Consider the following 25,801-nt stretch of genomic DNA (forward strand, 5'->3'; position numbering starts at 1 on the left):
ACTATGTCAGCGAACTCGGCTACCAGCCTTTTGCGCCTGCCGCGCCTCGATCTCGCGAGCGATGAAGCGGTTGCGGGCAGTCTGTGCGACGTGGTCGAAGTCACGCAAGATGTCCCGCAGCTCCTGCCGGAATGCGGTCCGGCGTTCGGCGAGATCCGGTGCGGCTTCGAGCAGGTGCTGGTCAGCGGCGACTTGACGCGCGGTCGCGAACAGCAGGGTGGACACCGGTTCGCTGCTGCGGACCCGTCCCTGCGCGACGTATTGACGCCCCACACCCAGCGCCAACTGCGTCAACTCCTTGTCGCCGATCTCCGCTGGCGCATCGCGCAATACGTCGGCCACGATTTCGTACGACTCGAAGAACACCCGCAGCATCGCATCCGATATGAGCGGTCGCTTCGCGTACAAGATCGCGTCGATCTCGTCACCGCCCGCCGCCACGTGGGCCTCCCAATCCTGGTTCCACGCCATCTCTCCGGCGATGTTGTCCCGAAACGCCGCCGAATCAGCAAAGTAGAAGTCGAACTTCAGCAAGTCGCGAAGCCGCATCACCTGGTCCCAGAATGCCTGCAGCCGATCCCCGTCCACATGCCTGGCATGCGCCAGCGCGAGTTCGACGATCGAGGTCTCCAGGAACGCGTGTATCACCGAGTTGCGATAGAAAGCCGCCGCGTGCTCGTGCTCCGGCGCAATGCGCCACACGGGTTCGCGTCCGCCGTCGACGCGCGTGACCGGATGGCCGTTGGACAGCGCATCCACCGCCGCCCGCACACCCTCCGGCGTCCGCAGCCGCAGCGCGCTGGTCGACATCGGGGTGTGTTTGCGTTCGAGATAGTCCAGTGAATCTTGCAGCGTTCGGTGCAGCTGGCCGAGTGTCAACGCCACCCCGTGGGTGGTGAGCAGCAGCGCCGATACCAGCCCGGTCGCGTTCACGGGTGTCGCCTGCAGGATCCGCCACGCCACCTCGAACGTCATCTTTTGCAGGGCAAGCCTTTTGGCAGCTTGGTCCTGGGCTATCGGGCCGTTCGGCGGACCGAGGCACTCGCGCATCGAAACCGCTTCCGGGAAGCGGACGTAGATCTTGCCGTAGTTGCGTTCGCCCTGGGCTTTGATGTAGTTGTACAGCCAGCCGACGCCCTCGGGTCTTTTCTCCGCGCCGCGGGCGTAGGCGGCGTACTCGGCGATCTCATGCAGCTGGTCGAAACTGATCGAGATCGGTTGCAGGAGAATATCGTCGCTGCGTCCGTCCAGATAAGCGTCGGCTACATAGCTCATCAGCCCCATCTTGGGCGGCAACATTTTTCCGGTGCGCGATCTCGTGCCCTCGATGGACCAGCTCAAATTGAACCGTTTTTCGACGAGGTAGCCGACATATTCCTTGAGCACGTATTTGTACAGCTGATCGTCGCCGATCTTGCGCCGGATGAAGATGACACCCGAGCGGCGCATCAGCGGTCCCATGAACCCGAACGCCATGTTGATCCCACCGAACACGTGGGCTCGCGGCAAGCCGTTCTCCTGCAGCGCGACTGTCAGCACGGCACTGTCCAGGTTCGACCGGTGCGACCACAGCAGCACGGCGGGATGGGACTGAAGCGCGGTCCGCATCGCCGCGACCTGATACTGGTCGTAGTCGATTTCCGGATCGAACCCGCGAATCAGCAGTCTGCCGAGGGCGCCGGAGATGTCGACGGAGACCCGGCTCCACCCGGTGGCCATCTCGTCGAGGATCTTGCCTGCCTCCTCCAGCGTGGCACCGGGGATTTTCTCCAGGCCCGCCCGAAAACGACTGGAAGCCAACATTTCTGGCTTCACCAGCCGCGGCGACTTGTACTCCGGCCCCAGTAGCCGATAGGCAACCCGCTCCATCGCCAAAATGGCGCGACGGGTGACGAAATGGGCGAAGTCGCGGGGGTTCTCACCGACGGTGGTGTCCCGCCACTGTTGACGTAGTTCTGACACCTTGGCCGACTCGCCGGCCAACACTCTTGCCCGGCGGGGATCGCTGCGCAGAATGCGACGTTGCTGACGTTCGCTTGGGTGGTAGGGGTCCCAACCGGGCAGCAGCCCGGCCACCTTGCTCAGCGGACCGCCCTCTGCGGGGGGGAGCCAGAACACCCGCACCGGCACGATCGACCGGTCCTCGTCGACCTCGAGTTGCTCGACGAGTTGGGCCAGCGTCGCCGGCGGCGGGTTTCGGGGCGGCAGCCGCAGCACGTCGATCTTGGTCTCGGGATGCCGCTGTCGCTGGCGATCCAGCCATTCCTTCAGCAGTTCACCCTCGACGGACGAGGACACCGACGCCAACACCAGCGTGTCGTCGGTTGTGGTGAAGGTGCCGGTGTCGGCAGCCGGTGGTGTCACAGTCGTCCTTTCGGCCGAGCTGTCCGCGGTTGAGCCTGCGCTGTTTGGCGTCGGCCAGCTGGTGTCGTCGCACCGCGTGTCTGCGAATTAGACTTGGCCGCTCGCTTTTTCGGCTGCGCCGCCTTAGCGGCCGTCTTGGTCCGGGCTGCTTTCTTGGCGCGGTTGTAGAGTGGGACCTCAGGTAGCTCGTCGACCGGCCAGTTGGCCAAGGTGTCCAGATACAGTTGGCGCACTTCGGCGATGCGGTCCGGAAGGTCATCAACTGTCCAGTCGTCCACCGGGATCGGCGGAAACACCGCGACATCGACCGTGCCCGGATTCATCGTGGTGGAGTTGCGGGCGGCGATGATCTCGGCGTTGCGGATCACGATCGGCACGATCGGGATACCGGCTGCCATCGCGATGCGGAATGGGCCTTTCTTGAACGGGCCCACCTCGGTGGTGTCCACCCGGGTACCTTCCGGGGCGATCATGATCGACAGACCTTTTCTGGCGCGGTCTTCGACCTGGTGCAGCGTCTCCACCGCGGCGGCAGGATCGTCGCGGTCGATGAACACGGCTTCAAGCATTTTGCCGAGCGTGCCCATGATCGGGTCGCTCTTTAATTCCTTCTTGCCCACCGCAACCCAGTTGTCCCGGATCAGAGCGGCGGTGATGACCGGGTCAGCCTGGTTGCGGTGGTTGAAAATGAACACCGCCGGACGTTGTGCGGTCAGGTTCTCCCTGCCTATGACGTTGATGTGCACACCGCTCGCGGCCAGCAGCAGCTGTGACCAGGTAGAGGTGAAGAAGTTCACGCCACGGCGCCGGTTGCGGGTCAGCAAGCCCAGCCCCACCGCCACCGATGCGACCGGAACCATGGAACCGACGCCGATGAGCGTGCGCAGTTGCCCCACGATGCCTCCACCGCCGCGGCTGGTGAACCGCAAGATGGGCCAACCGCGGCGCTGGGCCACAGCGGCCATCTTGCCTTCGGGGTTGGTGGGCCGGGGATTTCCGACTAGATACATCAAGGCGACGTCTTCGTCGCCGTCGGCGTAGAAGTAACTCTGGTTGAGGTCGATGTTGTGCTCGGCGGCGAATTTCTGTACCGCGGCAGCCTTTCCGGGCCCCCACAGGATGGGCTTAACGACCCCGCCGGTGAGGATCCCGTTCTCGTCGACCTCGAACTTGTTGGTGAGGGTGTTGGGGATCCCCAGGAAGCGGGCCACCGGGTCGACCTGGATGGTCAGCGCCGATGAGCTAAGCACCACGGTGTGGCCGCGCGCCAAGTGGGCCCGCACCAGCTCGCGCATCTCCGGATAGATGCGGGACTCGATCTTCTGGGCAAACAGCCGCTCGCCGATCTCCTCCATGTCGCTGAGCGCGCGTCCGCGAAGCACCCAGGCGGCTTTGGTGATGAGCTCTTCGAACTCGATGCGGCCGAGCTGATGGTTGAGTCCGGCCTGGATCATCGTGATCAGCTCACCGACGCCCATCTCGCGGCGCCGGAACTGCTCTTGCGTGAGGATGACGCCGGTGAATCCCGCCACCAAGGTGCCGTCGAGGTCGAAGAATGCACCGATCTTGGGGCCGGGCGGGCTGGCCATGATCTCGGCGACCGAACCGGGCAACCGGAGGTCACGCGCCGACTTGCGGGCTTCGTCGGAGCTCATGTGGCGCCGCTCCTCATCGCTTCGCTCGGTATCGTCGCCGGCGCGGTCATGAGCCCGACACCGATCGAGACGGCGACTCGGCCGCTTGCGCAGTAAACGACGCCGGAACCGCGCGCGCCGCAGGTTCGCCGGCAAGCGCCAGGATCTCGTCGAAACCCTCCAGCAGGCATTGTGCGAACAATGCCTCGTGCCGAACCGCGGCACGGTCGTAGCGCGCGGTTATCGTGCAGAAACCACCCCGGGATACCAACACCACCATCATGGCAATGCCTGGCAGCGGCCCAATCCCATACTGCCGCAGTATTTTCGCGCCAGCGATGTACGTATCGCCTTGGTAGACAGGGACATTGCTGGCCTGCACGTCGGCGGCGATCACCGAGCCGGTGATGTTCTCCAATAGCGGCCCGGGCAAAACACTGAGCACGGGCGCGATAGAGCCGATGATGTCCATAGCGGGCTCTTCTCGGCGCTGGGTGATCTGGGCCCGGATCTTGCGCATCCGCTGTACCGGGTCGGCGGTACCGATGGGCGCCGCCAGATTGACACCGGTGAACCGGTTGCCGCCGGCGGGGTCAGCTTCGGCACGCAGGTTCACCGGCACGGCCATCGGCAGGGTGGCGATCGGCACACCGAGCGCTTCGTGGTAGCGGCCCAGCGCACCGGACAGACCCGCCAGGTAGGCGTCGTTGATCGATCCGCCGCCGGCCTTCGCCGCCTTGTGCAAGTCGGATAGCTTCATGTCGAGCGCTTCGGTGCGGCTGGCCAGGCTGCGCCGGCGCAACAGCGGTGACGGCTCGGCCGCCTGGCTCATCACCCGCATGCCCGAGCGGGCGTAGTTGATTGCACCTGCCACCGCGGAGGGCGGGTTGAGAACCGCCCGGCCCAGCAGCGACACCGCACCCGTCACCGCCCCTCGGACACCGCCGATTACTGCACCCGGCAAGTGGTTGATGCCTTCGCGCATCAGGTCATTGGGGGAGATATCTTGCGGAATAGGTTGCGGCGGTGGCGGCTGGGCGGGCGGATCGCGCTCGAGGTCGTAGATCTGCGCGAACATCTCCACGCCGCCGACGCCGTCGGTCACCGCGTGACTGAGATGCAACAGCATTGCGGCCTTGCCCTCGGCGAGACCCTCGACCAGGGTCGCCGTCCACAGTGGGCGCGCGATGTCGAGAGGCGACTGCAAAACCACTTCCGCCAGATCCAGCACTTCCCGCACCGTGCCGGGTTCGGGAACCCGCATCCGTCGCACATGGAAGTCGAGGTTGAAATCGGGATCTACCACCCAGCGCGGTGCTGCCGTCGGCAGCGTCGGCACCACGACTTTCTGCCGCAGTCGCAGCACTCGGCGCGAGGCGTTTTCAAACCGTGTCCTGAAGCGCTCCCAGTCCGGGGTGGTGTCGAGGATTTCCAGCGCCATGATTCCGGAGCGAGTCCGGGGATTGGCTTCACCGCGGTGCAGCAGATAGTCGACCGCCCCCAGCTCGGTTGGCAACGCGCCCGACTCGACAGCATCAGTCACCGTCTCGCCCCCGCCCGGGCCTGATCGCGGCCAGCCTTGACATCGCCACTCAAGCCTCCCGTCCAGACGCACCAAGCACGCAGGCAGCGACACCTGCCGCTTTGCCGATGCCCGGTGCGCAGCCCTTGCGCCATCACAACGCTAGTCCGCGCGACGCGGTGGTGAAAGCCGATTGTGCGGATCCATGCGACCAATTCAACGGTCGATAGACCACTTACGAAATGTCATGCCGGACCGATAAATTCGCCAGACCTCGGCTGGGAATTCAGCTCGCTGAAATCGCGCCTTTAGCCAGAGATTTCGCGCCTGAGCGCAGATATCGGCCATAGACCACGCCCAGGAAATCAGCGACGGCATCGGCGATCAGCCGTGACCGCACAGTGGCGACGGTGTCAAAAGCGTGGTGAGCGTTCGCCAACTCGGCGTGGCACACGGTAGTCGCTCCGGCTTGACGAAGCGCTGCACAAAAGGCCTGCGCTTGTGCTCGCGGAATCAACGAGTCATTTTCGCCGTGCAGCACAAAAAACGGCGGAGCTGCTCTGTGGGCGTGAGATATCGGCGACGCCGACGCAAACAACTCTGGATCGTCGGCGTAACGGGTTTGCATCACGAAGTGCTCGAGGAACGGCAGCATCAGCTCATGCATATGTGCGGCTTTTGTGAAGTCGTAGACGCCGTAATAAGGCACCGCCGCCTGCACGGTCGTGTCAGCCTCTTCAAACCCCGGCTGCAGCCGCGGATCGTTTGCAGTGAGCGCGGCCAAGGCGGCCAGGTGCGCGCCAGCCGAGCCTCCAGTGACCGCGATGAAATTGCGGTCGCCGCCGTAGTCGGCGATGTTGTCGCGTACCCACGCGATCGCCCGCTTGACGTCGACGATGTGCGCCGGCCACGCGTTGCGAGGACTCTTGCGGTAGTCGATCGATACGCAGATCCACCCGAGCTCGACCATGCGGCTCATCAACGGGTACGCCTGGCCCCGTTTGCCGTTGATGCTCCAGCCTCCCCCAGGGACTTGCACCAGCACGGGCCGAGGACGTCCATCGGCCAAGTCGGGATGGCGCCAGATGTCCAGCAAGTTGTCCCGACCGTTCGGGCCGTAGGCGATATCCGACGTCTGCGCCGCGTAGCGGCGGCGGTGGCCCGCCATATGCAAGAAGCCATCGCGGCGCGCACACCCGTGCTGATCGCTGAGCGGATGACGGACCCGCTTGCGGTAGTGCGTCCCGAACGATTCCTCCAGTGCCGCCGTGAGGATCTGGTCAGCGCGTTGCGCCGCCCATGTTGCAGCAACCCGGCCCACCGATAGCGGCGTCACCCGCGACAACGCATGCCCGGTCAGCACCTGCGGGGAAAACTCCGCCGAAAGCCAGCCAGCAAACCACCCCACGGCGAACGGCGAACCGCGCAGCAACAGAGCGCCGGCCCGGTATATGCCAACCGGGTCGGCCGCCAAGTGCCGCCCTTGCCGCAATACCTGGGCACCCGCCTTCGAGCACCGCGTGGTCACGTCCATAGCCATGCTCATCGCAACGCCGCTCCTTGACGCCGGGCTCCCACAACGCCGCGATACGCGGCCTGCGGCCAGCGGCAGCGTACCTGTGTCGCGCGTCACACACTAGTGAATCGACATTGCAGCCCATGACATTTCGCTCGGCGTTGCGCGCCAGAGCCGGGCCTATCGTCGCTCTTCGATAGACTGACCTGCGCATTGCCTCCGTAGCTCAGTTGGATAGAGCAAGGGCCTTCTAATCCCTAGGTCGCCCGTTCGAATCGGGCCGGGGGCACCCAGGGGCAGGTCAGTGTGTGGCTGGTGGGGCGCTGGCGCGTCCGCGATACGCTGGTGCTGTCGGTGGCATGTGGGAGCCTACGGGTGAAATGACCCGGTACACCACGTTCAAGTTCTGCCTGGACCCGACAGCCGAGCAGCAGTGTCGGCTGGAGCGGCATGCCGGCGCTTCCCGCTTTGCGTTCAACCAGTGCCTACGCACGGTCAAGACGGCGCTGACTCAGCACAAAGACCAGCCCGACTTTCCCGTGCCGTGGACCGGGTTCGACCTAATCAATGCATTCAACAAATGGAAGAAGACGGAGGCCGCTGGCCGTGTCTTTGCAGTCGATACCACAGGTGTCGCTGACATCGTTGTGACCGGACTCGCATGGCGCACGGAGGTATGCCAACAAGTATTCGAAGAAGCTGCGATCGACTGCGCTCGTGCACTGGCCGCCTGGTCATATTCCCGATCAGGCAGACACCGGGGTCGCCGTGTCGGGTTTCCTCGGTTCAAGAAGAAAGCCACTGGCATCTCGTCGTTTCGACTACGTAACAAACATCCCAAAAGGGGCGAGCCGTCGATCCGAGTCGGCCAGTCGCACGCGCGGTCGGTGACCCTGCCTGGCATAGGCACGGTCCGAGTGCACGACGACACACGCAGGTTGCGACGCATGCTTGCCAAAGGTCGTGCCAAGGTTTTGTTCGCCACCGTGAGCCGCCGAGCAGGGCGCTGGTGGGTTTCGTTGAACGTCGAGGCAGCAGACCTACACCCAGCGTGTCGGCATCCGGCGCGCGATCCTGATGATCACACCGGCTGGATCGGCATCGACCGTGGTCTGTCCGCCTACATAGTCGCTGCGTCATCGGACGGTCGAGTAGTCAGTCGTATCGACGATGCGCCCAAGGCCTTAAACGCCGGGATGCGCCAGCAGCGACACCTCGCAAAGAGTCTGTCCCGCAAGGTAAAAGGATCGCGTAACCGGTCCGACGCCGCTGCCCGGCTGGCGCGACATCATTGTCGCGTCCGTGATGTTCGTCGTCATTTCTTGCATCGGTTATCCAGCGAGTTGGTCAAGACGCACGACCGGCTCGTAGTCGAAGACCTTAACGTTGCGGGAATGTTGCACAACCGCCGCCTGGCCCGCGCGATTGGAGATGCGGGCTGGGCCGAGTTTGCCCGTCAGTTGCGCTATAAAGCCAGCTGGCGCGGCGGGGAGGTCGCGATCGCCAACCGCCGGTATCCGTCGAGTCAATTGTGCTCATACTGTCGCAACCGCCAATACGGTTTGACACTGGCCAATCGCATCTTCAGTTGCGTATGCGGTTATGTCGGCGACCGCGACGTCAATGCCGCGGTCAACCTGGCCCGCTGGGGCGAGGAGCACTGCGCTCGCCCCGACTCCCGGACCCGCAAGCACGCAGGCCGGGTCATCAATGCCCGCCGACGGGACGGCGCTGGCCGGCACCATGTGAGTGCCGGTGAAACCAGCCCGGTTGACGCGGGAACCGACGTTCAGGCCAGCCGACGGCCCTGAACCGACGACGCCTGAGAAAGGCGGTGTCAGACAACCAAACGAGGTTGTTTGAGACGCTGTAGGTCGCAGGTTCGATTTTTTCTCCTGCCCTGCCTGCCGGGGGCCACTCTCTTGCTGTATTACCTCGGCTGAGCTTGACAGCTGCTTCGGGTGACGCCTGAAGTCACCCGCCACCGCCCGGCATGTTGCCCGGGGGAACCGTGGTCGTGGAGGTCGACGGCGTCGTTGTCACGGTGCTGGTGGTGGTGCTTGTGCTGGAGGTGGTTGACGTCGACGAGGGCGTCTGGGTCACCGTGGCGGGCGGAACCAAGGAGACCGTGGTCGTGATCACGGTCGACGTGGATGTTGAGACGGACGTGCTCGCGGCACTGGCCGGACTGATTACCCCGCAGGCGATGCGGCGGTCGGAATCCGCGGTATTTTGGCCAGCCATGTCGGAGCCTTGGAGCAGCACGATCGAGGAGCCCTCCGGGCCTTTGAGCTGATCTTGGGTGAAGCCGTCGCTGGTGGCGACGAGCTTGCCAGCGCCGTTAGAGCGCACGAGCAGCGGCGGCAGATCCCCGCTGGCCGGCTGGCCGGTATGTCCGGGGGCTTGTAAGCGGTCACCCGCCGACGCGAAGTCAGCAGTTTGACCGCCATTCGGCGCGGCGGAGTTGGCTTCACACTTGCCGACCGCGTGGATGTTCAGGCCATGGAAGCCGGGCGTGAGGATGCCGGTAGCGACAGTCTCCACGGTCACCGTGGCGTATCCGCTCGTGAAGTCGATCGTTGCATCGGCGACGTGTTTGCCGTCGGCCGTGTTCAGTTGTGAGTTCAGCTTCTGAGCAGCGGACCCTGACGTGCTCGACGTCGTCGTCGGCGACGGGTTGGACGCCTGCTTCGAGCAGGCGCTCATGACGGCGACGGGCGTGGCAAGCAAAGCGATGGTGGCGGCGACATGCTTCATCATGGACGCGATGTACCCTGCCAACCGCGCGGGCAAACTGACAAGCCACCGGCGCGACAGCAAACCGACATCGCGGAGGTGCCCAGATGGCCCAGTCCGATCTTGTGCTGTACAGCGTCGACAACCACATCGCGCTTATCACGGTCAACGACCCCGCCCGGCGCAACGCGGTCACCGGGGCCATGTCGGCGCAGTTGCGCGCCGCCGTGGAGCGGGCCCAGGCCGACACCGACGTGCACGCCGTCGTGGTCACCGGTGCCGGCAAGGCGTTTTGCGCGGGCGCCGACCTCAGCGCGTTGGGCGAGGCCACCGAAGAAGGCTTGCTCGGGGTTTATGACGGGTTCATGGCCGTCGCCAACTGCACGCTGCCCACCATCGCCGCGGTCAACGGTGCCGCGGTCGGAGCGGGGCTGAACCTCGCATTGGCCGCCGACGTGCGTATCGCCGGACCGGACGCGTTGTTCGACGCCCGCTTCCAGAAACTCGGCCTGCATCCCGGTGGCGGCGCAACCTGGATGCTGCACCGGGCTGTCGGACCCCAAGTTGCCCGTGCCGTCCTGTTGTTCGGGATGCGCTTCGACGCCCACGCCGCGGTCGCGCACGGGCTGGCACTGAGTGTCGTCGACGACCCTGTCGCTGCCGCGCTGGAACTGGCCGCGGGACCAGCAGCCGCGCCACGCGACGTCGTGCTTGCCACCAAGGCCACCATGCGCGCCACCTCCAGTCCGGGATCGCTCGACACCGAGCAGCACGAACTGGCCAAACGCGCCGAGCTTGGGCCGCAGGCACAGTCGATTCGATCACCGGAATTCGCCGCCCGGCTGGCGGCGGCGCGGGGTAAGTAGCCCCTAGAGGTCCAGCAGCGCCGTTTCCGGTGACTCGATGAGTTCGCGGAGTTCGCCGAGGAATTGCGCCACGACCGCGCCGTCGGCGACGCGGTGGTCGAATGCGCACGTCAATGTCATCTGCGGGCGGATGACGATCGCGTCATCGACAACCGCCGGACGGGGCTTGAGTGAACCCATGCCCAAGATCGCGGCCTCGGGGTAGTTGATCACCGGCACGCCGTCGTCGAGCCCGAGTGCGCCGAAATTCGACACCGTGAACGTCGAGCCGCTGAGCTCGCCCGGCGGCAGGGTGCCCGCGCGGGCCTCCCGGATCAGCCGGGCCACGCACTGGCCGAGTTGGCGCGTAGTTTTCTCATGCGCGTCGGCGACGACCGGCACCAGCAGACCACGCGGTGCGGCAACAGCGAATCCCAGATGCACTGCGTGATGCGAGTGCACCTGAGGACCGTCAGCAGCTTCCACCCACGTGGAGTTCAATACCCTGTGGTGGCTCAACGCGATAACCACGAGCCGAAGCGTGAGCAGAAACGGCGTGATTACCTCACACTCTTCTCCGGCAGCCACACCGAGTCGATCCCTCAGCCGCAGAAGGTTGGTGCAATCCACTTGAAGGCTCGCGTGTGCGTCCGGAATACGGTTGCGCGACAGTGCCATGCGCTCCGCCATCTGGGCGTGAACACCGCGCACCGGCAATACGTCGTAGGTGATACCGGGCCGCTCGGCGCCGACTCCCGCCGCCGCCAAAACGGCCTCCCGGCTGATCAGCCCGTCCGGACCGGGCGGCACCTCGCGCAGATCGACAAGCAATTCGGCAGCCAGCTTGCGCACGCCGGGCTTCGCCTTGGGGCGTCCGGGCGCCTCGTCGGGCCGGCTGGTCGCTTTCCTTCTGCTGGCGTCGATTGTGTCGTCGGGACCGTAACCGACCAGAACCGGTCTGCGCGTGGACGGTTCGCCGTTCGACTCGGCGGCCTGATGCGCGCCCTGCCGTGAAGGGGCATCGGCCGCATCAGGGGCGGTGTCGATGCGCACCAACAGCGAACCGACCTGGAGGACATCGCCTTCTGCGCCCCTAATCTCGACGATCCGGCCGGCGTACGGGCTGGGGATTTCTATCTCGGCCTTGGCAGTTTCCACCGAACACAACGGTTGGTTGAGTTCGACGTCGTCGCCGACGGCGACGTTCCAGCACGACACCGTCACTTCTTCCAATCCCTCGCCCAGGTCGGGGACCAGAAACGGCTTGATGCGCTCGTCGTCCGTCACGGCAGCTCCAGTGCGCGTTCGACGCAGTCCAGCAACCGATCCGGGCCGGGAAGCCACAGCTTCTCCAAACGTGCGGGCGGGTAAGGAGTGTCAAACCCGCACGCGCGCAACACCGGAGCTTCCAGCTCGTAGAACATCTCCTCTTGGATGCGCGCGGCCAACCCGGCCCCGTAGCCCAGGCTGCGCGGACCCTCGTGCATCACTACGCACCGCCCAGTCCGCCGAATGGACGCGGCAACTGTGTCGAAGTCCAGCGGGACCAGTGAACGCAAATCGATGACTTCGAGGCTCCAGCCATGTTGGGCAGCAGCGATTTGCGCTGTAGACAAGGCGGTTCCCACCAATCCGCCGTAGGTCAGCACCGTGACATCTGTGCCGCCACGGCGCACGACAGCTCGCCCGATTGGCGGTGCCGGCTCGCCCAGGTCGACGACCTCGCGGCCCCAGTAGCGCCGCTTCGGCTCGAGGAACATCACCGGGTCCGGGCAGGAAATAGAGTGGCGCAGTAGCCAATAGGCATCTGACGGGGTTGACGGGACGATAACCTTGAGGCCGGCGGTGTGGGCCCAGTAGGACTCGGTTGATTCCGAGTGATGTTCGACCGCACCGATTCCGCCGAACGACGGAATCCGCACGGTGACGGGCATGTTCACCTCGCCTCGGGTGCGCGTCCGGTACTTGGCCAAATGGCTGACAACTTGGTCGAAGGCCGGATAGGAGAAGCCGTCGAACTGGATTTCGGGCACCGGCACGAAGCCGCGCAGCGCCAACCCCACGGAGATCCCGATCAGCGCCGATTCGGCCAGCGGGGTGTCGAAGCACCGGTCTTCCCCGAATGTTTCGCGCAGCCCTTCGGTCACCCGGAACACCCCACCCTGAGCGGCGACATCCTCCCCGAAGACCAGCACGCGCTCGTCGTCGGCCATTGCGTCGTGCAGGGCTCGGTTGAGCGCCTGCACCATGGTCAGCGATCGGGGCTGTGGTCGCTCGCTCAGCGGCTGTGTTGCGGTGGCGGTCACATTCGAGCGTGTCGGGGGCTCGACGATCTGGGTCATTCACGCCTCCCTGGCCAATTCGGCCCGCAGCTGCTGACGTTGAGCTTCCAGAGCCGGCGTGGTTTCCGCGTATACCGTGGTGAACACTTCGTCGACGTCGACATCGGGTGCCGCGAACACCGCGTCACGAAGCTCGGATCGCAGCCGCTTGGAGCGTGCGGCGACCCGCTCCTCCAGCCGCTGGGTCCACATGCCCTGGCCTTGCAGATAGGCGCGGTAGCGCGGAATCGGGTCCAGTGCCGACCAGTACTCGACTTCGTCCTGCGTGCGATAGCGGGTGGGATCGTCGGAGGTGGTGTGCGGGCCGAGCCGGTAGGTCACCGCCTCGATGAGGGTTGGCCCCTCACCGGCTCTGGCGCGGGCCGCGGCCTCGGCCATCACCGCGTAGCAGGCGAGCACGTCGTTGCCGTCGACCCGGATGCCGGGCATTCCGTATCCGATTGCCTTGTGCGCGATGGACGGTGCAGCTGTCTGTTTGTCTACCGGCACCGAGATCGCCCACTGGTTGTTCTGTACGTAGAGCACGCAAGGCGCCGTGAATACGGCGGCGAAGTTCAGCGCTTCGTGCACATCGCCCTCGCTGGTGGCGCCGTCGCCGATGAAGGCCACGGTCACCGAATCCTCGTCGAGCCGTTGCGCGGCCATCGCCGCGCCCACGGCATGCAAGGCGTGTGTGCCGACCGGAACCGATATGGGGGCGCAGCACTTTTTGGTGAATTCCAGCCCGCCGTGCCAAGTTCCGCGCCACGCCGCCCCGACGTTGCCGGGCGGGATGCCGCGGACGATGAAGACGCCGAGTTCCCGGTACTGGGGAAACAGCCAGTCGGTTTTGCGTAGGCAAGCCGCAGCGCCGACCTGCGCGGCTTCCTGCCCGCGACAGGAGGCGAATAGCGCCATTTCTCCTTGGCGCTGTAGGTTGACGAACTCGGTGTCCAGCTCGCGGGTGACCACCATGGTCTCGTAGAGCCAGCACAGTGTCTCGGCCGGAAGCTCGCGGCTATAACGGTCTTCTGCCGTGGGTGTGCCATCCGGACCGACAAGTTGCACCGGTTGGAGTTCGACAGTCATCGGCGTCTGAGAAAGCTCAGCCATACCGCCTCCAACCACGCCTGCGCGGTGTGCGGCCGGTTAAGCGACGTGCTACGAGCCGGTGTCAGCCGCCAGCTGCACGATCCGCTCGGCTCGCCGCAGCACTGGCGCATCTACCATTATGCCTTCAAATGCGAACACACCGCGCTGATCGGCGGCTGCGGCCAGCACGTGTCGCGCCCACTGCACCTGCTCGGGTGCGGGTGCATAGCCGGCCCGGATCACCGGCAGCTGGCTGGGGTGGATCGCCACTTTGGCGTCGAACCCGACCGCGACGGCGTCGTCGACCTCGGCGCGCAGCCCGTCGAGGTCCTTGATGTCGAGATAGACGGCGTCCAATGCCAGACGCCCGTGCGCCTTGGCCGCCAGCAGCGACTGGGAACGCACATGGCGGGCCACTTCGCGGTAGGTGCCGTCCGGGTAGCGGTTGGCGGTGCCGCCGAGCACGGCGAAGAGGTCCTCTGCACCCCACATCACGGCGACGGCGTTGTCCGCACGGACACTTTCGGCGACGTTGAGCGCACCCAGCGGCGACTCGACCAGAACCACCACCTCCAGCGGTGCGAGCGCGGCGACATGGTCTGCGCCTTCGCATTTGGGCAGCATCACGGTGTCGTAGTGGGTGCGCGCCAAGGCGTCGAGGTCGCGGGCTTGGTCGTCGCTGCCGAACGGGTTGACCCGCACCACAGTGCGTGCGGGGTCCAGCGGAAAGTCGACGAGTGATTTGCGGGCACTGTCCCGATGGCCTGCGGCCACACCATCTTCCAGATCAAGGACGACGACATCGGCTGCGGCCGCAGCCTTTTCGTATCTCTCGGGGCGGTCGGCCGGGCAGAACAGCCACGCCGGGCCCGGGTTGTGCAAGCCCATCAGTCGACGGCCTCGGCCGGGCGCATCCGTACCAGCGTCTTGCGGGTGGCGGTGGCCACGACGTCGCCGTGCTGGTTGCGCCCGGTATGCGCGAACGTCACGATCCCCTCTCCCGGCCGGCTCTTGGATTCGCGTTTCTCGGTGATCACGGTCTCGGCGTAAAGCGTGTCGCCGTGAAACAGAGGCTTGGGGAACGCGATTTCGGAGAACCCGAGGTTGGCGACAATCGTGCCCTGGGTCAGTTGCGCCACCGATAAGCCCACCAGCGTCGACAGGGTGAACATCGAATTGACCAACCGTTGGTGAAACGGCGGCAGCGCATCAGAAAACGCGGCATCCAGGTGCAGCGCTTGGGTGTTCATGGTCAGCGTGGTGAACAAGACATTGTCGGCCTCGGTGATCGTTCGGCCGGGGCGGTGCAGATAACGCACGCCGGTTTCGAATTCTTCGAACCACAGCCCGCGCTGGACAATTGCGCGCTCCTCAGTCGTCACAGACCCACCTCTCGTGCGATCAGCATCAACTGCACTTCGCTTGTGCCCTCACCGATCTCCAGGATCTTGCTGTCCCGGTAGTGGCGGGCGACAGGAAACTCGTTGACGAACCCGTAGCCGCCGTGAATTTGCGTGGCGTCACGGGCGTTGTCCATCGCCGCCTCACTTGCCACCAGCTTGGCGATCGCCGCCTGCTTCTTGAACGGCTTACCGGCCAGCATCAACGCCGCCGCGTCGTAGTAGGCGGTCCGAGCGGTGTGAGCGCGGGCCTCCATCCGGGCGATGGTGAACTCGATGTGCTGATATCGGGCGATCGGTTGACCGAACGCCTCCCGTTGGCGCGCATACTTGACGCTTTCGTCCACGCAACCCTGTGCCGCGCCGGTGGACAACGCGGCGATCGCTATCCGCCCCTCGTCAAGGATGCGCAGGAAGTTGGCATATCCACGGCCACGTTCGCCCAGCAGGTTTTCCTCGGGCACCCGGACGTCTTCGAACGTCAGCGGATGGGTATCAGAGGCGCGCCAGCCCACTTTGTCGTAGGCCGGCTCGACGGTAAACCCAGGCGTGGGTACCGGAACCAGGATCGACGAAATCTCTTTCCTGCCATCCAGTTCACCGGTGACTGCCGTGACCGTGACCAGTTTGGTGATGTCGGTGCCGGAGTTGGTGATGAACTGCTTGGACCCGTTGATAACCCAGTGCCCGTCGTCGAGACGTGCGGTGGTCTTGGTGGCGCCAGCGTCGCTGCCGCCGCCGGGTTCGGTCAATCCGAAAGCACCCAGGGCCCGAGCACTGGTCAACTGCGGCAACCATTCTCGCTTTTGCGCCTCGGTGCCGAACCGGTAGACCGGCATCGCGCCCAGCGACACACCGGCCTCCAGTGTGATGGCCACGCTTTGGTCGACCTTGCCGAGTTCCTCCAGTGCCAGACACAAAGCGAAGTAGTCGCCACCCATTCCGCCCCACTCCTCCGGGAACGGAAGACCGAAAAGGCCCATTTCGGCCATCCCGGCCACTACTTCGTAGGGAAAGGAATGTTCGGCGTCGTGGCGAGCGGCGACCGGTGCGACCACGCTCTGCGCGAAATCCCGAACCGTCTTGGCCAATTGCTGGTATTCGTCGGGAAGCGTCCCGCTTGCAATGAAGTCAGGCATCAGCTTGCCCTTGGCCTTTCGTATTCGCAGTGATTCGGGCCAACGGCTGGCCCACCTTGACCTGGTCGCCGACGCCGACCAGCAGGTCGACCACCCCGTCGACCGGGGACGCCAGTGCGTGCTCCATTTTCATCGCCTCGACCGTGACAACAACGGTGCCCGCCGCCACGTCCGCCTTGTCCTCGACGCTCACCGCGACAACCGTTCCGGGCATCGGGCTGGTCAATTCGGCGTCGCCGCTGTGCTCGTCGTCCGGGCGCACCGGCGCTTCCTGTACCTCCTCTACCACGGCGGTGATGCCGCCGCCGTGCAACCAGATGCGGTGATCCGACGCAGCGACGGTGTATTCGGTACGGACTCCGTCCAAGGTGATCGTAAATCGCTGGCCGTCGAGATGTGCTTGCAGCGAATGGGTTTCACCATCCTCGACGCGGGCTTGGGCGGCCGTTGGGATCCCCGTCAGATGCACGTGGTCGGTGCGGTCAGCGGCTCGCAGCCGAATGCTGACCGGCGCGTGGGCGCCGACTCGCCACCCCGACGGGATCTCCCACAGGTCCGCGCCGGGATCGGGCCAGAGCCGCAGCCATCGGTAGGCCGCCGCGGCGATGAGGTGTTCGTCGGCAGGCGGCGCCGCAACAAAATCGCCGACCCGCCGATCCAGCAGCCCGGTGTCGAGCCGACCGGCGGCGACGTCGGCATCGGCCAGCAGAAATCGGAGAAACTCCACGTTGGTTACGACGCCGAGCACGGCGGTGTCCTCCAGCGCACGGTCGAGCGCCCGCAGCGCAGAGGGCCGGTCGGCGGCATGCGTGATCACTTTGGCCAGCATCGGGTCATATGCGCTGCCCACCGTCATCCCGGCCGAAAGCCCCGAATCTATCCTGACCCCAGGGCCTTTGGGCTCGACTAATCCGAGCACGTCGCCGCCAGTAGGCAGGAAACCCTGGGCGGGATCCTCGGCGTAGATCCGCGCTTCGACCGCGTGGCCCTCCAGTGTGATGTCGGACTGGCTCGCGGTGAGCTTCTCGCCTGCGGCAATTCGGATCTGCCATTCGACCAGGTCCCATCCGGTGACCATTTCGGTGACCGGGTGCTCGACCTGCAGTCGGGTGTTCATCTCCATGAAGAAGAATTCCTCCGGCCGATCGGCCGAGACGATGAACTCCACGGTGCCCGCGCCCGTGTAGTCCACGCTGCGTGCGGTGTCGCAGCCGGCGGCGCCGATGCGTGCCCGGGTTGCGGCGTCGAGCAGTGGAGAGGGTGCCTCTTCGATCACCTTCTGGTGGCGTCGCTGCAGGCTGCATTCTCGTTCGCCGAGATGCACCACGTTGCCGTAGGTGTCGGCGAGCACTTGGACTTCGATATGCCTGGGGCGCAGCACGAACCGCTCGAGAAACAAGGTGTCGTCACCGAAGGCGGCGGCCGACTCTCGGCGAGCACCCGCCAGCGCGGCGGGTAAGTCGGCGGCTCGTTCCACCAGGCGCATCCCCTTGCCGCCCCCGCCTGCGGACGGCTTGACCAGCACCGGGTAGCCGATTTCGTCAGCGGCAGCGATCAATTCGGCATCGGTGAGCCCAGGCCGGGCGATGCCCGGCACCACCGGGACACCGAACGCCGACACGGTGGCCTTAGCCGCGATCTTGTCGCCCATGGTCTGCAGCGCGGCGACCGGCGGCCCGATGAACGTCACACCCGCAGAAGCCAAGGCCGCCGCGAAATCGGCGTTCTCGGAGAGAAACCCGTATCCCGGGTGTACCGCCTGTGCGCCGGTGCGCAGCGCCGCATCGACGATCGCGTCGACGTTGAGGTAGCTTTCCCGGGCTGGGGCTGGGCCGATGCGCACCGCGACGTCGGCTTCGGTGACGTGGCGTGCGGCGGCGTCGGCGTCACTGTAAACCGCCACCGAGCGGATACCCATGGCCTTGAGCGTGCGGATCACCCGAACCGCGATCTCACCGCGGTTGGCGACCAGAACCGTATCGAAGCCCATCACTCTCACATCCGGAACACGCCGTAGGAGACCGGTTCGACAGGGGCATTTGCTGCGACCGAAAGCGCAAGCCCCACAACCATTCTGGTATCTGCAGGGTCGATGACGCCGTCGTCCCACAGCCGTGCTGTCGAATAGTAGGGGTTGCCTTGGTGTTCGTATTGCGCGCGGATGGGCGCCTTGAACTCCTCCTGCTCCTGCTCCGACCATGGCGTACCGGCGCTTTCCAGCGCCTCGGCGCGGACAGTTGCCAGCACTGATGCGGCTTGTTCCCCGCCCATGACCGAAATCCGAGCGTTGGGCCACATCCACAAAAACCGGGGCGAATACGCCCGCCCGCACATCGAGTAGTTCCCGGCGCCATAGGATCCGCCGATCACCACGGTCAACTTCGGCACCCGCGCACACGCCACGGCGGTCACCATTTTCGCGCCGTGCTTGGCGATCCCGCCGGCCTCGTAGTCGCGGCCCACCATGAAGCCGGAGATGTTCTGCAGGAATAGCAGCGGCACCATCCGCTTGTCGCACAGCTCAATGAAATGCGCTCCCTTGAGCGCTGATTCAGAGAACAGGACACCGTTGTTCGCAATGATGCCGACCGGATGGCCGTGGATGCGCGCGAATCCGGTGACCAGGGTACTGCCGTAGTCGGCCTTAAATTCGCTGAATTCGCCGCCGTCAACGATTCGGGTGACGACCTCGTGTACGTCGTAGGGAATCCGTGGGTCTACCGGAACCACGTCGTAGAGCTCGGCCTGGTCGGCGATCGGGTCGACGGTCGACAGCACATCCCATGGCCGCGGCTCGCGGGGGCCGAGTGTGGACGCGATCCGTCGTACGATGCGCAACGCATCACGGTCGTCGTGCGCGAGATGGTCTGTGACACCGGAGGTTTTGGAGTGCAGGTCTCCCCCGCCCAGCTCCTCCGCGCTGACCACTTCGCCGGTGGCGGCTTTCACCAGCGGAGGACCGCCAAGAAAGATGGTGCCCTGGTGGCGGACGATCACGGCCTCGTCGCTCATTGCCGGCACGTAGGCTCCGCCGGCGGTGCATGACCCGAGCACAGCGGCGATCTGCGGAATGCCCTCAGCGCTGAGCTTGGCCTGGTTGTAGAAGATGCGGCCGAAATGCTCCCGGTCGGGAAATACCTCGTCTTGGCGCGGCAGGAACGCGCCGCCGGAGTCGACGAGGTAGATGCAGGGCAACCGGTTCTGCCCGGCGATCTCTTGGGCCCGCAGGTGCTTTTTGACGGTGATCGGGTAGTAGGTGCCGCCTTTGACCGTGGCGTCGTTGGCCACGATCATGCATTCGCGTCCCGATACTCTGCCGATGCCGGTGATGATCCCCGCACCGGGGCACTCGTCGTCGTACATCCCGTCGGCGGCCAGCGGCGCCACTTCCAGGAAGGGGCTGCCAGGATCGAGCAGGCCGTCGACCCGGTCGCGGGGCAACAGTTTGCCCCGGCCGACATGACGAGCGCGAGCACGTTCCGGCCCTCCTCGGGCGGCCGCCGCCAGCTTCCCGCGCAGCTGCGCCACCAACGCGCGGTGCGGGTCGCGGTTTGCCGCCGGTGAAGTCATTTCCTGCCAATCGGGGTTAATGACGACTAACTCGTGCTATGTTAGTGACGATTAACCGAAGTGTCCAGACTCGATGGAGGCGGCCATGGCAGCATCGGCCTCCGCCGGCCACAGCGAGGCCCCTAATCGTCGCAGTCAGCTCAAATCCGACCGGCGTTCGCAGCTGCTGGCTGCCGCGGAACGGCTGTTCGCCGAGCGCGGCTTCCTGGCGGTGCGCCTAGAGGACATCGGCGCCGCCGCGGGAGTCAGCGGTCCGGCGATCTACCGCCACTTCCCCAACAAAGAGTCGCTACTGGTCGAGCTGCTGGTCGGGATCAGCACCGGGCTGCTTGCCGGTGCCCGCGATGTGACGTCGCGGCACTCCGATCCGGCTGAGGCGCTCGACAGCCTCATCGACTTTCATCTTGATTTCGCTTTGGGCGAGCCAGATCTCATCCGCATCCAGGACCGTGACCTCGCGCATCTGCCCGCGGCGGCCGAGCGGCAGGTGCGCCGGGCTCAGCGGCAATACGTCGAAGTCTGGGTGGGAGTGCTGCGTCAGCGAAACCCCGGACTAGCCGAGGCCGACGCACGGTTGATGGCCCACGCGGTGTTCGGGTTGCTGAACTCCACACCGCACAGCATGAAGGCCCTCAACAATATGCGCGCCAAGTCGGCGCGGGTGGCACAGGCACGCGCTGTCATGCGGGCGATGACGCTAGCGGCGCTGGGCACCGGCGACCGATAGCGCCGGGCGGCACGACGTTGCACAGCAGGTCAGCACTCGCTGTTGGGGCTGCAGGTAACCTGCAAACCATGAGGTGGGCATGACCGATCAACGGCGACCGAGGTGGTATCCGCATCAGGCTCGCCAAGAGTCCGAGCCAACCCAGCGACTGCATAACCCCTATCCGGCCAACCAGGCAGGCGCGAACCAGCCGCCCTATGCGCCCGGATACGGGCCGGCCCGCGGTCCGAACCTGACCGAGTCCCATCCGACCGAGCGTTTGCCGCAGTACTGGCTGCAGGGCCAACCGCCCGAAACCGACGGGCTACCTCCCGGCGAAGGCCCGCCGCCGGAGCAGCCGAAATCGCCGCGCTGGCTCTGGATCGTCGCCGGCGCGGCGGTGCTACTGGTCCTCGCGCTGGTGATCGCCCTGGTTATTGCCAACGGCTCGGCAAAGAACCAGACCGTGGTGGCGCCGCTGCCGGCGATGCCGCGATCCAGCACTCCGGCGTCCAAGTCGGCGTCATCCGCTACCTCGGCGCCGTCGAGCACCACGTCGCCGACGAGCACGTCCGGCGCGACAACCAGCGCCGCCGCGGCACAGACGGTTGTCTACAGCGTCACCGGTCAGGGACATGCGATCAGCATCACCTACGTCGACGACGGCGGCGTCAGGCAGACCGAGTTCAACGTGGTGCTGCCTTGGACCAAGCAAGTCAGCCTGTCGACCCAAGACACGGCCAGCGTGACGATCGTCAACATTGGCCACGACGTCACCTGCTCGGTCACGGTCGGCGGAGCCCAGGTTCAGCAGCGCACGGGCGTCGGTTTGACAGTCTGCAACGCTGCCGGGTAAGGCCGGCGGCTTCGCTAGGCCTCGCTGCGGCGCGGGGCGCGTACCAGGAGCATGGCCAGCAGCCCAGTGCCGAGCACCACGCACAAGCCGCCCATACCGGCACGAACAGCGTGGAATGCGTCCACGAAGATCGAAAACAGCCAGGGTGCCAGGAACGACACCGCCCGGCCCGTCATCGTGTACAGCCCGAAGGCGACACCCTCCTTGCCGTCTCGCGACATCCTCAACAGCAGGGTGCGGGCCGACGACTGCGCCGGTCCGATAAAAAGGCACAGCGACAACCCGCACACCCAGAACGCCATCGGTCCGGACAACGTCATCAACGTGAGCCCCATCGTGACGATCGCGGTCAGCGATCCCACGATCACCGGCTTGGAGCCGACCCGGTCGTCGAAAAGCCCGCCCAGCACCGCTCCACAGGCAGCCACGACGCTGGCGGCGACACCGAACACCAGCACGTTGGCCTGCGAGATGCCGTATACGTTAACTCCGAGCACGGCGCCGAACGTGAAAACACCTGCCAAACCATCCCGGAACACCGCGCTGGCCAGCAGGAAGTAGACCAAGTTGCGGTCGCGACGCCATTCCACGGTGATGTCCGACCACAGCTTGCGATAGCCGCTCAACAACCCTCCTGCCGGGCGAGACACCTCGACGGGCGCGGGCAGTCGGTGGGCGGTGAGCAGCAACGGCAGCGCGAACATGGCCAGCCAGCCGGCGGTCAGCAGCATGGCGGCTCGCACGTTCCAACCGTCGTGGGTGGATAGGTGTAGTACGCCGCGCGTGTGGCCGGAACCGGAGATGAATCCCAGGTACACGATCAATAGCAGGACGACGCTTCCGACATAGCCGGCTGCCCAGCCGAAACCCGATATGCGGCCGAAGGTTTGCGTGGTCGAGAGTTGGCGCAGCATGGCGTTGTAGGGGACGCTGGCAAGGTCGCCGCATGCCGCTGTCGCCGCGAGCAGCACCAGTCCGGGCAACAAGAAGCTGGGCTGGGCCCGGATCAAGCTCATCGCGGCCGTGAGGGTGACCGCGATGCCGGTGAGCATGGTCAACGCCAGGCGACGTCGCCGCGGCGCCTCCACCCACACGCCGATGACGGGTGCCAGGACCGCGATCGTGAATCCGGCCACGGTCAGCGCGCGCCCCAGCCAACTCGCCGGGGAGGTTCCACCGGGCATGCCGTGGCCGACGCTGCCGGTCAGATAGACCGAGAACACGAACGTCACGACGATCGCGCTGAGACCCGTACCACCGCAGTCCCACAGTGCCCACGCCAGCACCTGTGATCGCTCGGCTGTGCGCGACGCCGGAGCCGGGCTGCTCATGCTCGGACTTTAGCTGTCCAGCGGCCGACCAGGCTTCGGCTCCGTACTCGCGGGTCGCCGACCCGCCGCGCCCGGCTTCGCCGCGCTCGCGATCGGCTCCAAGCTATCGGGTCGCCGACCCGCCGCGCCCGGCTTCGCCGCGCTCGCGATCGGCTCCAAGCTATCGGGTCGCCGACCCGCCGCGCCCGGCTTCGCCGCGCTCGCGATCGGCTCCGTACTCGCGGGTCGCCGACCCGCCGCGCCCGGCTTCGCCGCGCTCGCGATCGGCTCCGATGCGTTGTCTACGCTTGCCGCATGCCTGTACCCGCTCCCAGCCCCGACGCGCGCGCCGTTGTCACCGGAGCCTCGCAGAACATCGGCGAAGCGCTCGCCACCGAGCTAGCCGCGCGCGGCCACAACCTGATCGTCACCGCGCGCCGCGAGGATATCCTCACCGGCCTGGCCGCCCGTCTGACCGACAAGTACGGGGTGACGGTCGACGTTCGGCCGGCTGATCTGACCGATCCTGCAGACCGGGCCAAGCTGTGCGACGAACTGGCTACCCGCAACATCTCGGTCCTGTGCGCCAATGCTGGCACTGCGACATTTGGCCCCGTAGCGACGCTCGACCCTGCTGGCGAAAAGGCGCAAGTACAGCTCAACGTCCTTGGGGTGCATGACCTCACCCTGGCGGTGTTGCGAGGCATGGTTGAGCGACGGGCTGGCGGCATCCTGATTTCCGGTTCGGCAGCAGGCAATTCGCCGATCCCGTACAACGCGACCTATGCCGCTACCAAGGCGTTCGTCAACACGTTCAGTGAGTCGTTGCGTGGCGAACTGCGCGGCTCCGGTGTGCATGTCACGCTGCTGGCGCCGGGCCCGGTGCGCACCGACCTACCGGACCCGGCTGAAGCGTCGTTGGTCGACAGGCTGGTGCCGGATTTCCTGTGGATCTCGACCGAGCACACGGCGCGGGTTTCGCTGGATGCCTTGGCGCGCAACAAGATGCGTGTCGTTCCCGGGGTGACGTCCAAGGCGATGTCGGTGGCCAGCCAGTACGCCCCACGCGCGATCGTCGCGCCGATCGTCGGCAGCTTCTACAAGAAGCTGGGCGGATAGTCCGTTACCGCCGTCGGCGGCCCGTGCCCATCATGCCGCGGGTGATTTCGCGGCCCATCGCGGTGCCCGCTGAGCGTGCGAAGCTTTTGGCCGCCGGGCTTGAGAAGAGGTTTTTCCACCACCGCAGGAAGCGCTTCCACCTGCTAAGCCGCTCGGGCTCAGGTGCGGGTGCGGGCTTGCGCTTGCCTTCCGGCGGCGCTGGCTCGGCTTGTGGCCGTTTGGCTTTCAGCATTTCGTAGGCCGACTCCCGGTCGATCGTCTTGCCGTATTCGGCTTGCAGCGGGCTGGCCTGGGCCGCTTGCTTGATTGCGTCGGTCCCGATCGCAGCCATCAACGACCGCGGCACCCGCATCCGCGTCCACGCTACCGGGGTGGGCGCCCCCTTCTCCGAGAGCACCGTGACGATCGCCTCCCCGATACCCAGCGATGTCAGCGCCGACTCCAGGTCGTACACATCGGTTTTCGGGTAGGTGCGAACGGTTTTGGTGAGCGCTTTTTGGTCGTCGGGGGTGAACGCACGCAGGGCGTGCTGGATGCGCGCGCCCAGCTGGGAAAGGACGTCGTTCGGGATATCCGTCGGCAACTGGGTGCAGAAGAAGACGCCCACGCCCCGGGAGCGAATCAGCTTGACGGTTTGCTCCACCTGCTCGAGGAAGGCCTTCGAGGCGCCGGTGAACAGCAGGTGGGCCTCGTCGAACACGAATACCAGCTTGGGTTTGTCGACGTCGCCGACCTCCGGCAAAAACGTGAACAGGTCGGCCAGCACCCACATCAGGAACGTGGAGAACATCACCGGCCGTGCGGCCTGGTCACCCAGCTCGAGCAGCGTGATGACGCCGCGGCCGTGGTCGTCGGCGCGCAGTAGGTCCTCGGGTTTGAGCTCCGGTTCGCCGAAAAACGTGTCGGCACCTTCGGATTCGAGGTTTACCAATGCCCGCAGGATGACACCCGCCGTCGATGCGGACACCCCGCCGAGCGCTTTCAGCTCCGGCTTACCCTCATCGCTGGTCAGGTGACTGATGACTTCACGCAAATCCTTCAGGTCGAGCAGCGGAAGTTCTTTCTGGTCGGCCCAATGGAAGATCAACCCGAGCGTCGATTCCTGGGTGGCGTTGAGGCCCAACACCTTTGACAGCAAGATCGGGCCGAAGCTGGAGATGGTCGCACGCACCGGGACACCGATGCCCGTTGATCCCAGCGACAGGAATTCCACTGGGAAGCCAGTAGGCGCCCAGTTGTCGCCCGTTTCCTTCGCGCGGGAGGTGATCTTGTCGTTGGGCTCGCCGGGCCGAGCCAGGCCCGAGAGGTCACCCTTGACGTCGGCCATCAGCACCGGAACACCCGCAGCGGACAACTGTTCTGCGATCAGCTGCAGGGTCTTGGTCTTACCGGTGCCGGTGGCCCCGGCCACGAGGCCGTGCCTGTTGATCGTCGCCAACGGGATGCGGACCTGGGCGCCGGGGTCGGCATCGCCGTCCACCACGACGGTGCCTAGCTCTAAGGCTTGTCCTTCGACGGCATAGCCTGACGCGATCTGTTGTGCAGGGGTCTTTGCCGACCTACCCGACGTCGACTCAGAGCTCATGGCACCAGTCCTCTCGCCTACTGATCCCGGCAGAGCATGACACTACTTGGTGTTCGGCCTCGCCGGGGCGGCTGCGCTGGCCCCGG

General features: G+C 65.6%; 20 protein-coding genes and 1 tRNA gene. 6 read left to right on the forward strand and 15 right to left on the reverse strand.

Annotated elements, in window-relative coordinates; genetic code table 11:
* Positions 1–6: 6 nt before the first annotated feature.
* The 4 genes from G6N15_RS01010 to lipQ all read right to left on the reverse strand — a co-directional run bounded on the left by G6N15_RS01010 (position 7) and on the right by lipQ (position 7,066).
* Positions 7–2,364 (reverse strand): glycerol-3-phosphate 1-O-acyltransferase, encoded by a 2,358-nt coding sequence (locus G6N15_RS01010; protein WP_083084261.1) that lies wholly within the window; start codon positions 2,362–2,364, stop codon positions 7–9.
* Positions 2,361–4,019: an HAD-IB family hydrolase/lysophospholipid acyltransferase family protein gene (locus tag G6N15_RS01015; protein WP_083084259.1), complete on the reverse strand. Its 1,659-nt coding sequence runs from the start codon at positions 4,017–4,019 to the stop codon at positions 2,361–2,363. Before G6N15_RS01015 ends, G6N15_RS01010 begins: the two co-directional genes overlap by 4 nt.
* A 46-nt stretch (positions 4,020–4,065) precedes the next feature.
* Positions 4,066–5,541, reverse strand: coding sequence for a wax ester/triacylglycerol synthase family O-acyltransferase (locus G6N15_RS01020; protein WP_083084257.1), 1,476 nt, complete (start codon positions 5,539–5,541; stop codon positions 4,066–4,068).
* A 265-nt stretch (positions 5,542–5,806) separates the two neighbouring features.
* Positions 5,807–7,066 (reverse strand): esterase LipQ, encoded by a 1,260-nt coding sequence (gene lipQ / locus G6N15_RS01025; RefSeq protein ID WP_083084255.1) that lies wholly within the window; start codon positions 7,064–7,066, stop codon positions 5,807–5,809.
* Between the two features lie 185 nt (positions 7,067–7,251).
* On the opposite strand from lipQ, the gene G6N15_RS01030 reads away from it, so the two are divergent.
* Both G6N15_RS01030 and G6N15_RS01035 read left to right on the forward strand, forming a co-directional pair.
* Positions 7,252–7,325: transfer RNA gene (locus tag G6N15_RS01030), tRNA-Arg, on the forward strand.
* A 91-nt stretch (positions 7,326–7,416) separates the two neighbouring features.
* Complete coding sequence (locus G6N15_RS01035) at positions 7,417–8,847, forward strand: RNA-guided endonuclease InsQ/TnpB family protein (RefSeq protein ID WP_163747889.1); 1,431 nt, start codon at positions 7,417–7,419, stop codon at positions 8,845–8,847.
* 163 nt (positions 8,848–9,010) lie between these two features.
* Here the strand turns inward: G6N15_RS01035 and G6N15_RS01040 are convergent, their stop codons facing one another.
* A complete protein-coding gene (locus G6N15_RS01040; RefSeq protein ID WP_169922488.1) occupies positions 9,011–9,796 on the reverse strand; it encodes a superoxide dismutase family protein in 786 nt (261 codons plus the stop codon).
* Positions 9,797–9,879: 83 nt separating this feature from the next.
* Here G6N15_RS01040 and G6N15_RS01045 point away from each other — a divergent pair, with 83 nt between their 5' ends.
* The gene (locus G6N15_RS01045) at positions 9,880–10,638 is read left to right on the forward strand and encodes an enoyl-CoA hydratase (RefSeq protein WP_083084249.1); all 759 of its coding nucleotides are present in this window, start codon (positions 9,880–9,882) and stop codon (positions 10,636–10,638) included.
* A 3-nt stretch (positions 10,639–10,641) separates the two neighbouring features.
* On the opposite strand, the gene G6N15_RS01050 is transcribed toward G6N15_RS01045, so the two are convergent.
* The 8 genes from G6N15_RS01050 to G6N15_RS01085 are packed head-to-tail and all read right to left on the reverse strand — an operon-like array spanning position 10,642 to position 20,139.
* A complete protein-coding gene (locus tag G6N15_RS01050; RefSeq protein ID WP_139797666.1) occupies positions 10,642–11,904 on the reverse strand; it encodes a dihydrolipoamide acetyltransferase family protein in 1,263 nt (420 codons plus the stop codon).
* On the reverse strand, positions 11,901–12,959 hold the full coding sequence (bkdB, locus tag G6N15_RS01055; protein WP_083084247.1) for a 3-methyl-2-oxobutanoate dehydrogenase subunit beta: 1,059 nt from the start codon (positions 12,957–12,959) through the stop codon (positions 11,901–11,903). The genes G6N15_RS01050 and bkdB overlap by 4 nt, the downstream gene beginning before the upstream one ends.
* Complete coding sequence (gene pdhA, locus G6N15_RS01060) at positions 12,960–14,051, reverse strand: pyruvate dehydrogenase (acetyl-transferring) E1 component subunit alpha (RefSeq protein ID WP_083084244.1); 1,092 nt, start codon at positions 14,049–14,051, stop codon at positions 12,960–12,962.
* Between the two features lie 48 nt (positions 14,052–14,099).
* Entirely contained in the window at positions 14,100–14,918 is an 819-nt protein-coding gene (locus G6N15_RS01065; protein ID WP_083084242.1) for an HpcH/HpaI aldolase/citrate lyase family protein, read from the reverse strand.
* Complete coding sequence (locus tag G6N15_RS01070; protein ID WP_083084240.1) at positions 14,918–15,412, reverse strand: MaoC family dehydratase; 495 nt, start codon at positions 15,410–15,412, stop codon at positions 14,918–14,920. The genes G6N15_RS01065 and G6N15_RS01070 overlap by 1 nt, the downstream gene beginning before the upstream one ends.
* Positions 15,409–16,569: an acyl-CoA dehydrogenase family protein gene (locus tag G6N15_RS01075; RefSeq protein ID WP_083084237.1), complete on the reverse strand. Its 1,161-nt coding sequence runs from the start codon at positions 16,567–16,569 to the stop codon at positions 15,409–15,411. Before G6N15_RS01075 ends, G6N15_RS01070 begins: the two co-directional genes overlap by 4 nt.
* Complete coding sequence (locus tag G6N15_RS01080) at positions 16,562–18,559, reverse strand: acetyl-CoA carboxylase biotin carboxylase subunit (RefSeq protein ID WP_083084584.1); 1,998 nt, start codon at positions 18,557–18,559, stop codon at positions 16,562–16,564. The genes G6N15_RS01075 and G6N15_RS01080 overlap by 8 nt, the downstream gene beginning before the upstream one ends.
* Before the next feature lie 5 nt (positions 18,560–18,564).
* Complete coding sequence (locus G6N15_RS01085; RefSeq protein ID WP_083084235.1) at positions 18,565–20,139, reverse strand: carboxyl transferase domain-containing protein; 1,575 nt, start codon at positions 20,137–20,139, stop codon at positions 18,565–18,567.
* Positions 20,140–20,224: 85 nt separating this feature from the next.
* Here G6N15_RS01085 and G6N15_RS01090 point away from each other — a divergent pair, with 85 nt between their 5' ends.
* Together G6N15_RS01090 and G6N15_RS01095 are read left to right on the forward strand one after the other, a co-directional pair.
* Positions 20,225–20,866 carry an SACE_7040 family transcriptional regulator gene (locus tag G6N15_RS01090; protein WP_083084581.1) on the forward strand — a complete coding sequence of 214 codons (642 nt, stop codon included), beginning with the start codon at positions 20,225–20,227 and terminating at the stop codon, positions 20,864–20,866.
* Positions 20,867–20,945: 79 nt separating this feature from the next.
* On the forward strand, positions 20,946–21,701 hold the full coding sequence (locus tag G6N15_RS01095) for an MmpS family transport accessory protein (protein WP_083084233.1): 756 nt from the start codon (positions 20,946–20,948) through the stop codon (positions 21,699–21,701).
* Positions 21,702–21,715: 14 nt separating this feature from the next.
* On the opposite strand, the gene G6N15_RS01100 is transcribed toward G6N15_RS01095, so the two are convergent.
* Positions 21,716–23,032 carry an MFS transporter gene (locus G6N15_RS01100; RefSeq protein ID WP_083084230.1) on the reverse strand — a complete coding sequence of 439 codons (1,317 nt, stop codon included), beginning with the start codon at positions 23,030–23,032 and terminating at the stop codon, positions 21,716–21,718.
* Positions 23,033–23,326: 294 nt separating this feature from the next.
* Between G6N15_RS01100 and cmrA the strand changes: the two genes are divergently transcribed.
* Positions 23,327–24,130, forward strand: coding sequence for a mycolate reductase (gene cmrA, locus G6N15_RS01105; protein ID WP_083084224.1), 804 nt, complete (start codon positions 23,327–23,329; stop codon positions 24,128–24,130).
* A gap of 4 nt (positions 24,131–24,134) precedes the next feature.
* Here the strand turns inward: cmrA and G6N15_RS01110 are convergent, their stop codons facing one another.
* Positions 24,135–25,715 carry a helicase HerA-like domain-containing protein gene (locus G6N15_RS01110; protein WP_083084222.1) on the reverse strand — a complete coding sequence of 527 codons (1,581 nt, stop codon included), beginning with the start codon at positions 25,713–25,715 and terminating at the stop codon, positions 24,135–24,137.
* Positions 25,716–25,801 lie beyond the last annotated feature (86 nt).

This window comes from Mycobacterium noviomagense (assembly GCF_010731635.1).
Taxonomy (GTDB): domain Bacteria; phylum Actinomycetota; class Actinomycetes; order Mycobacteriales; family Mycobacteriaceae; genus Mycobacterium; species Mycobacterium noviomagense.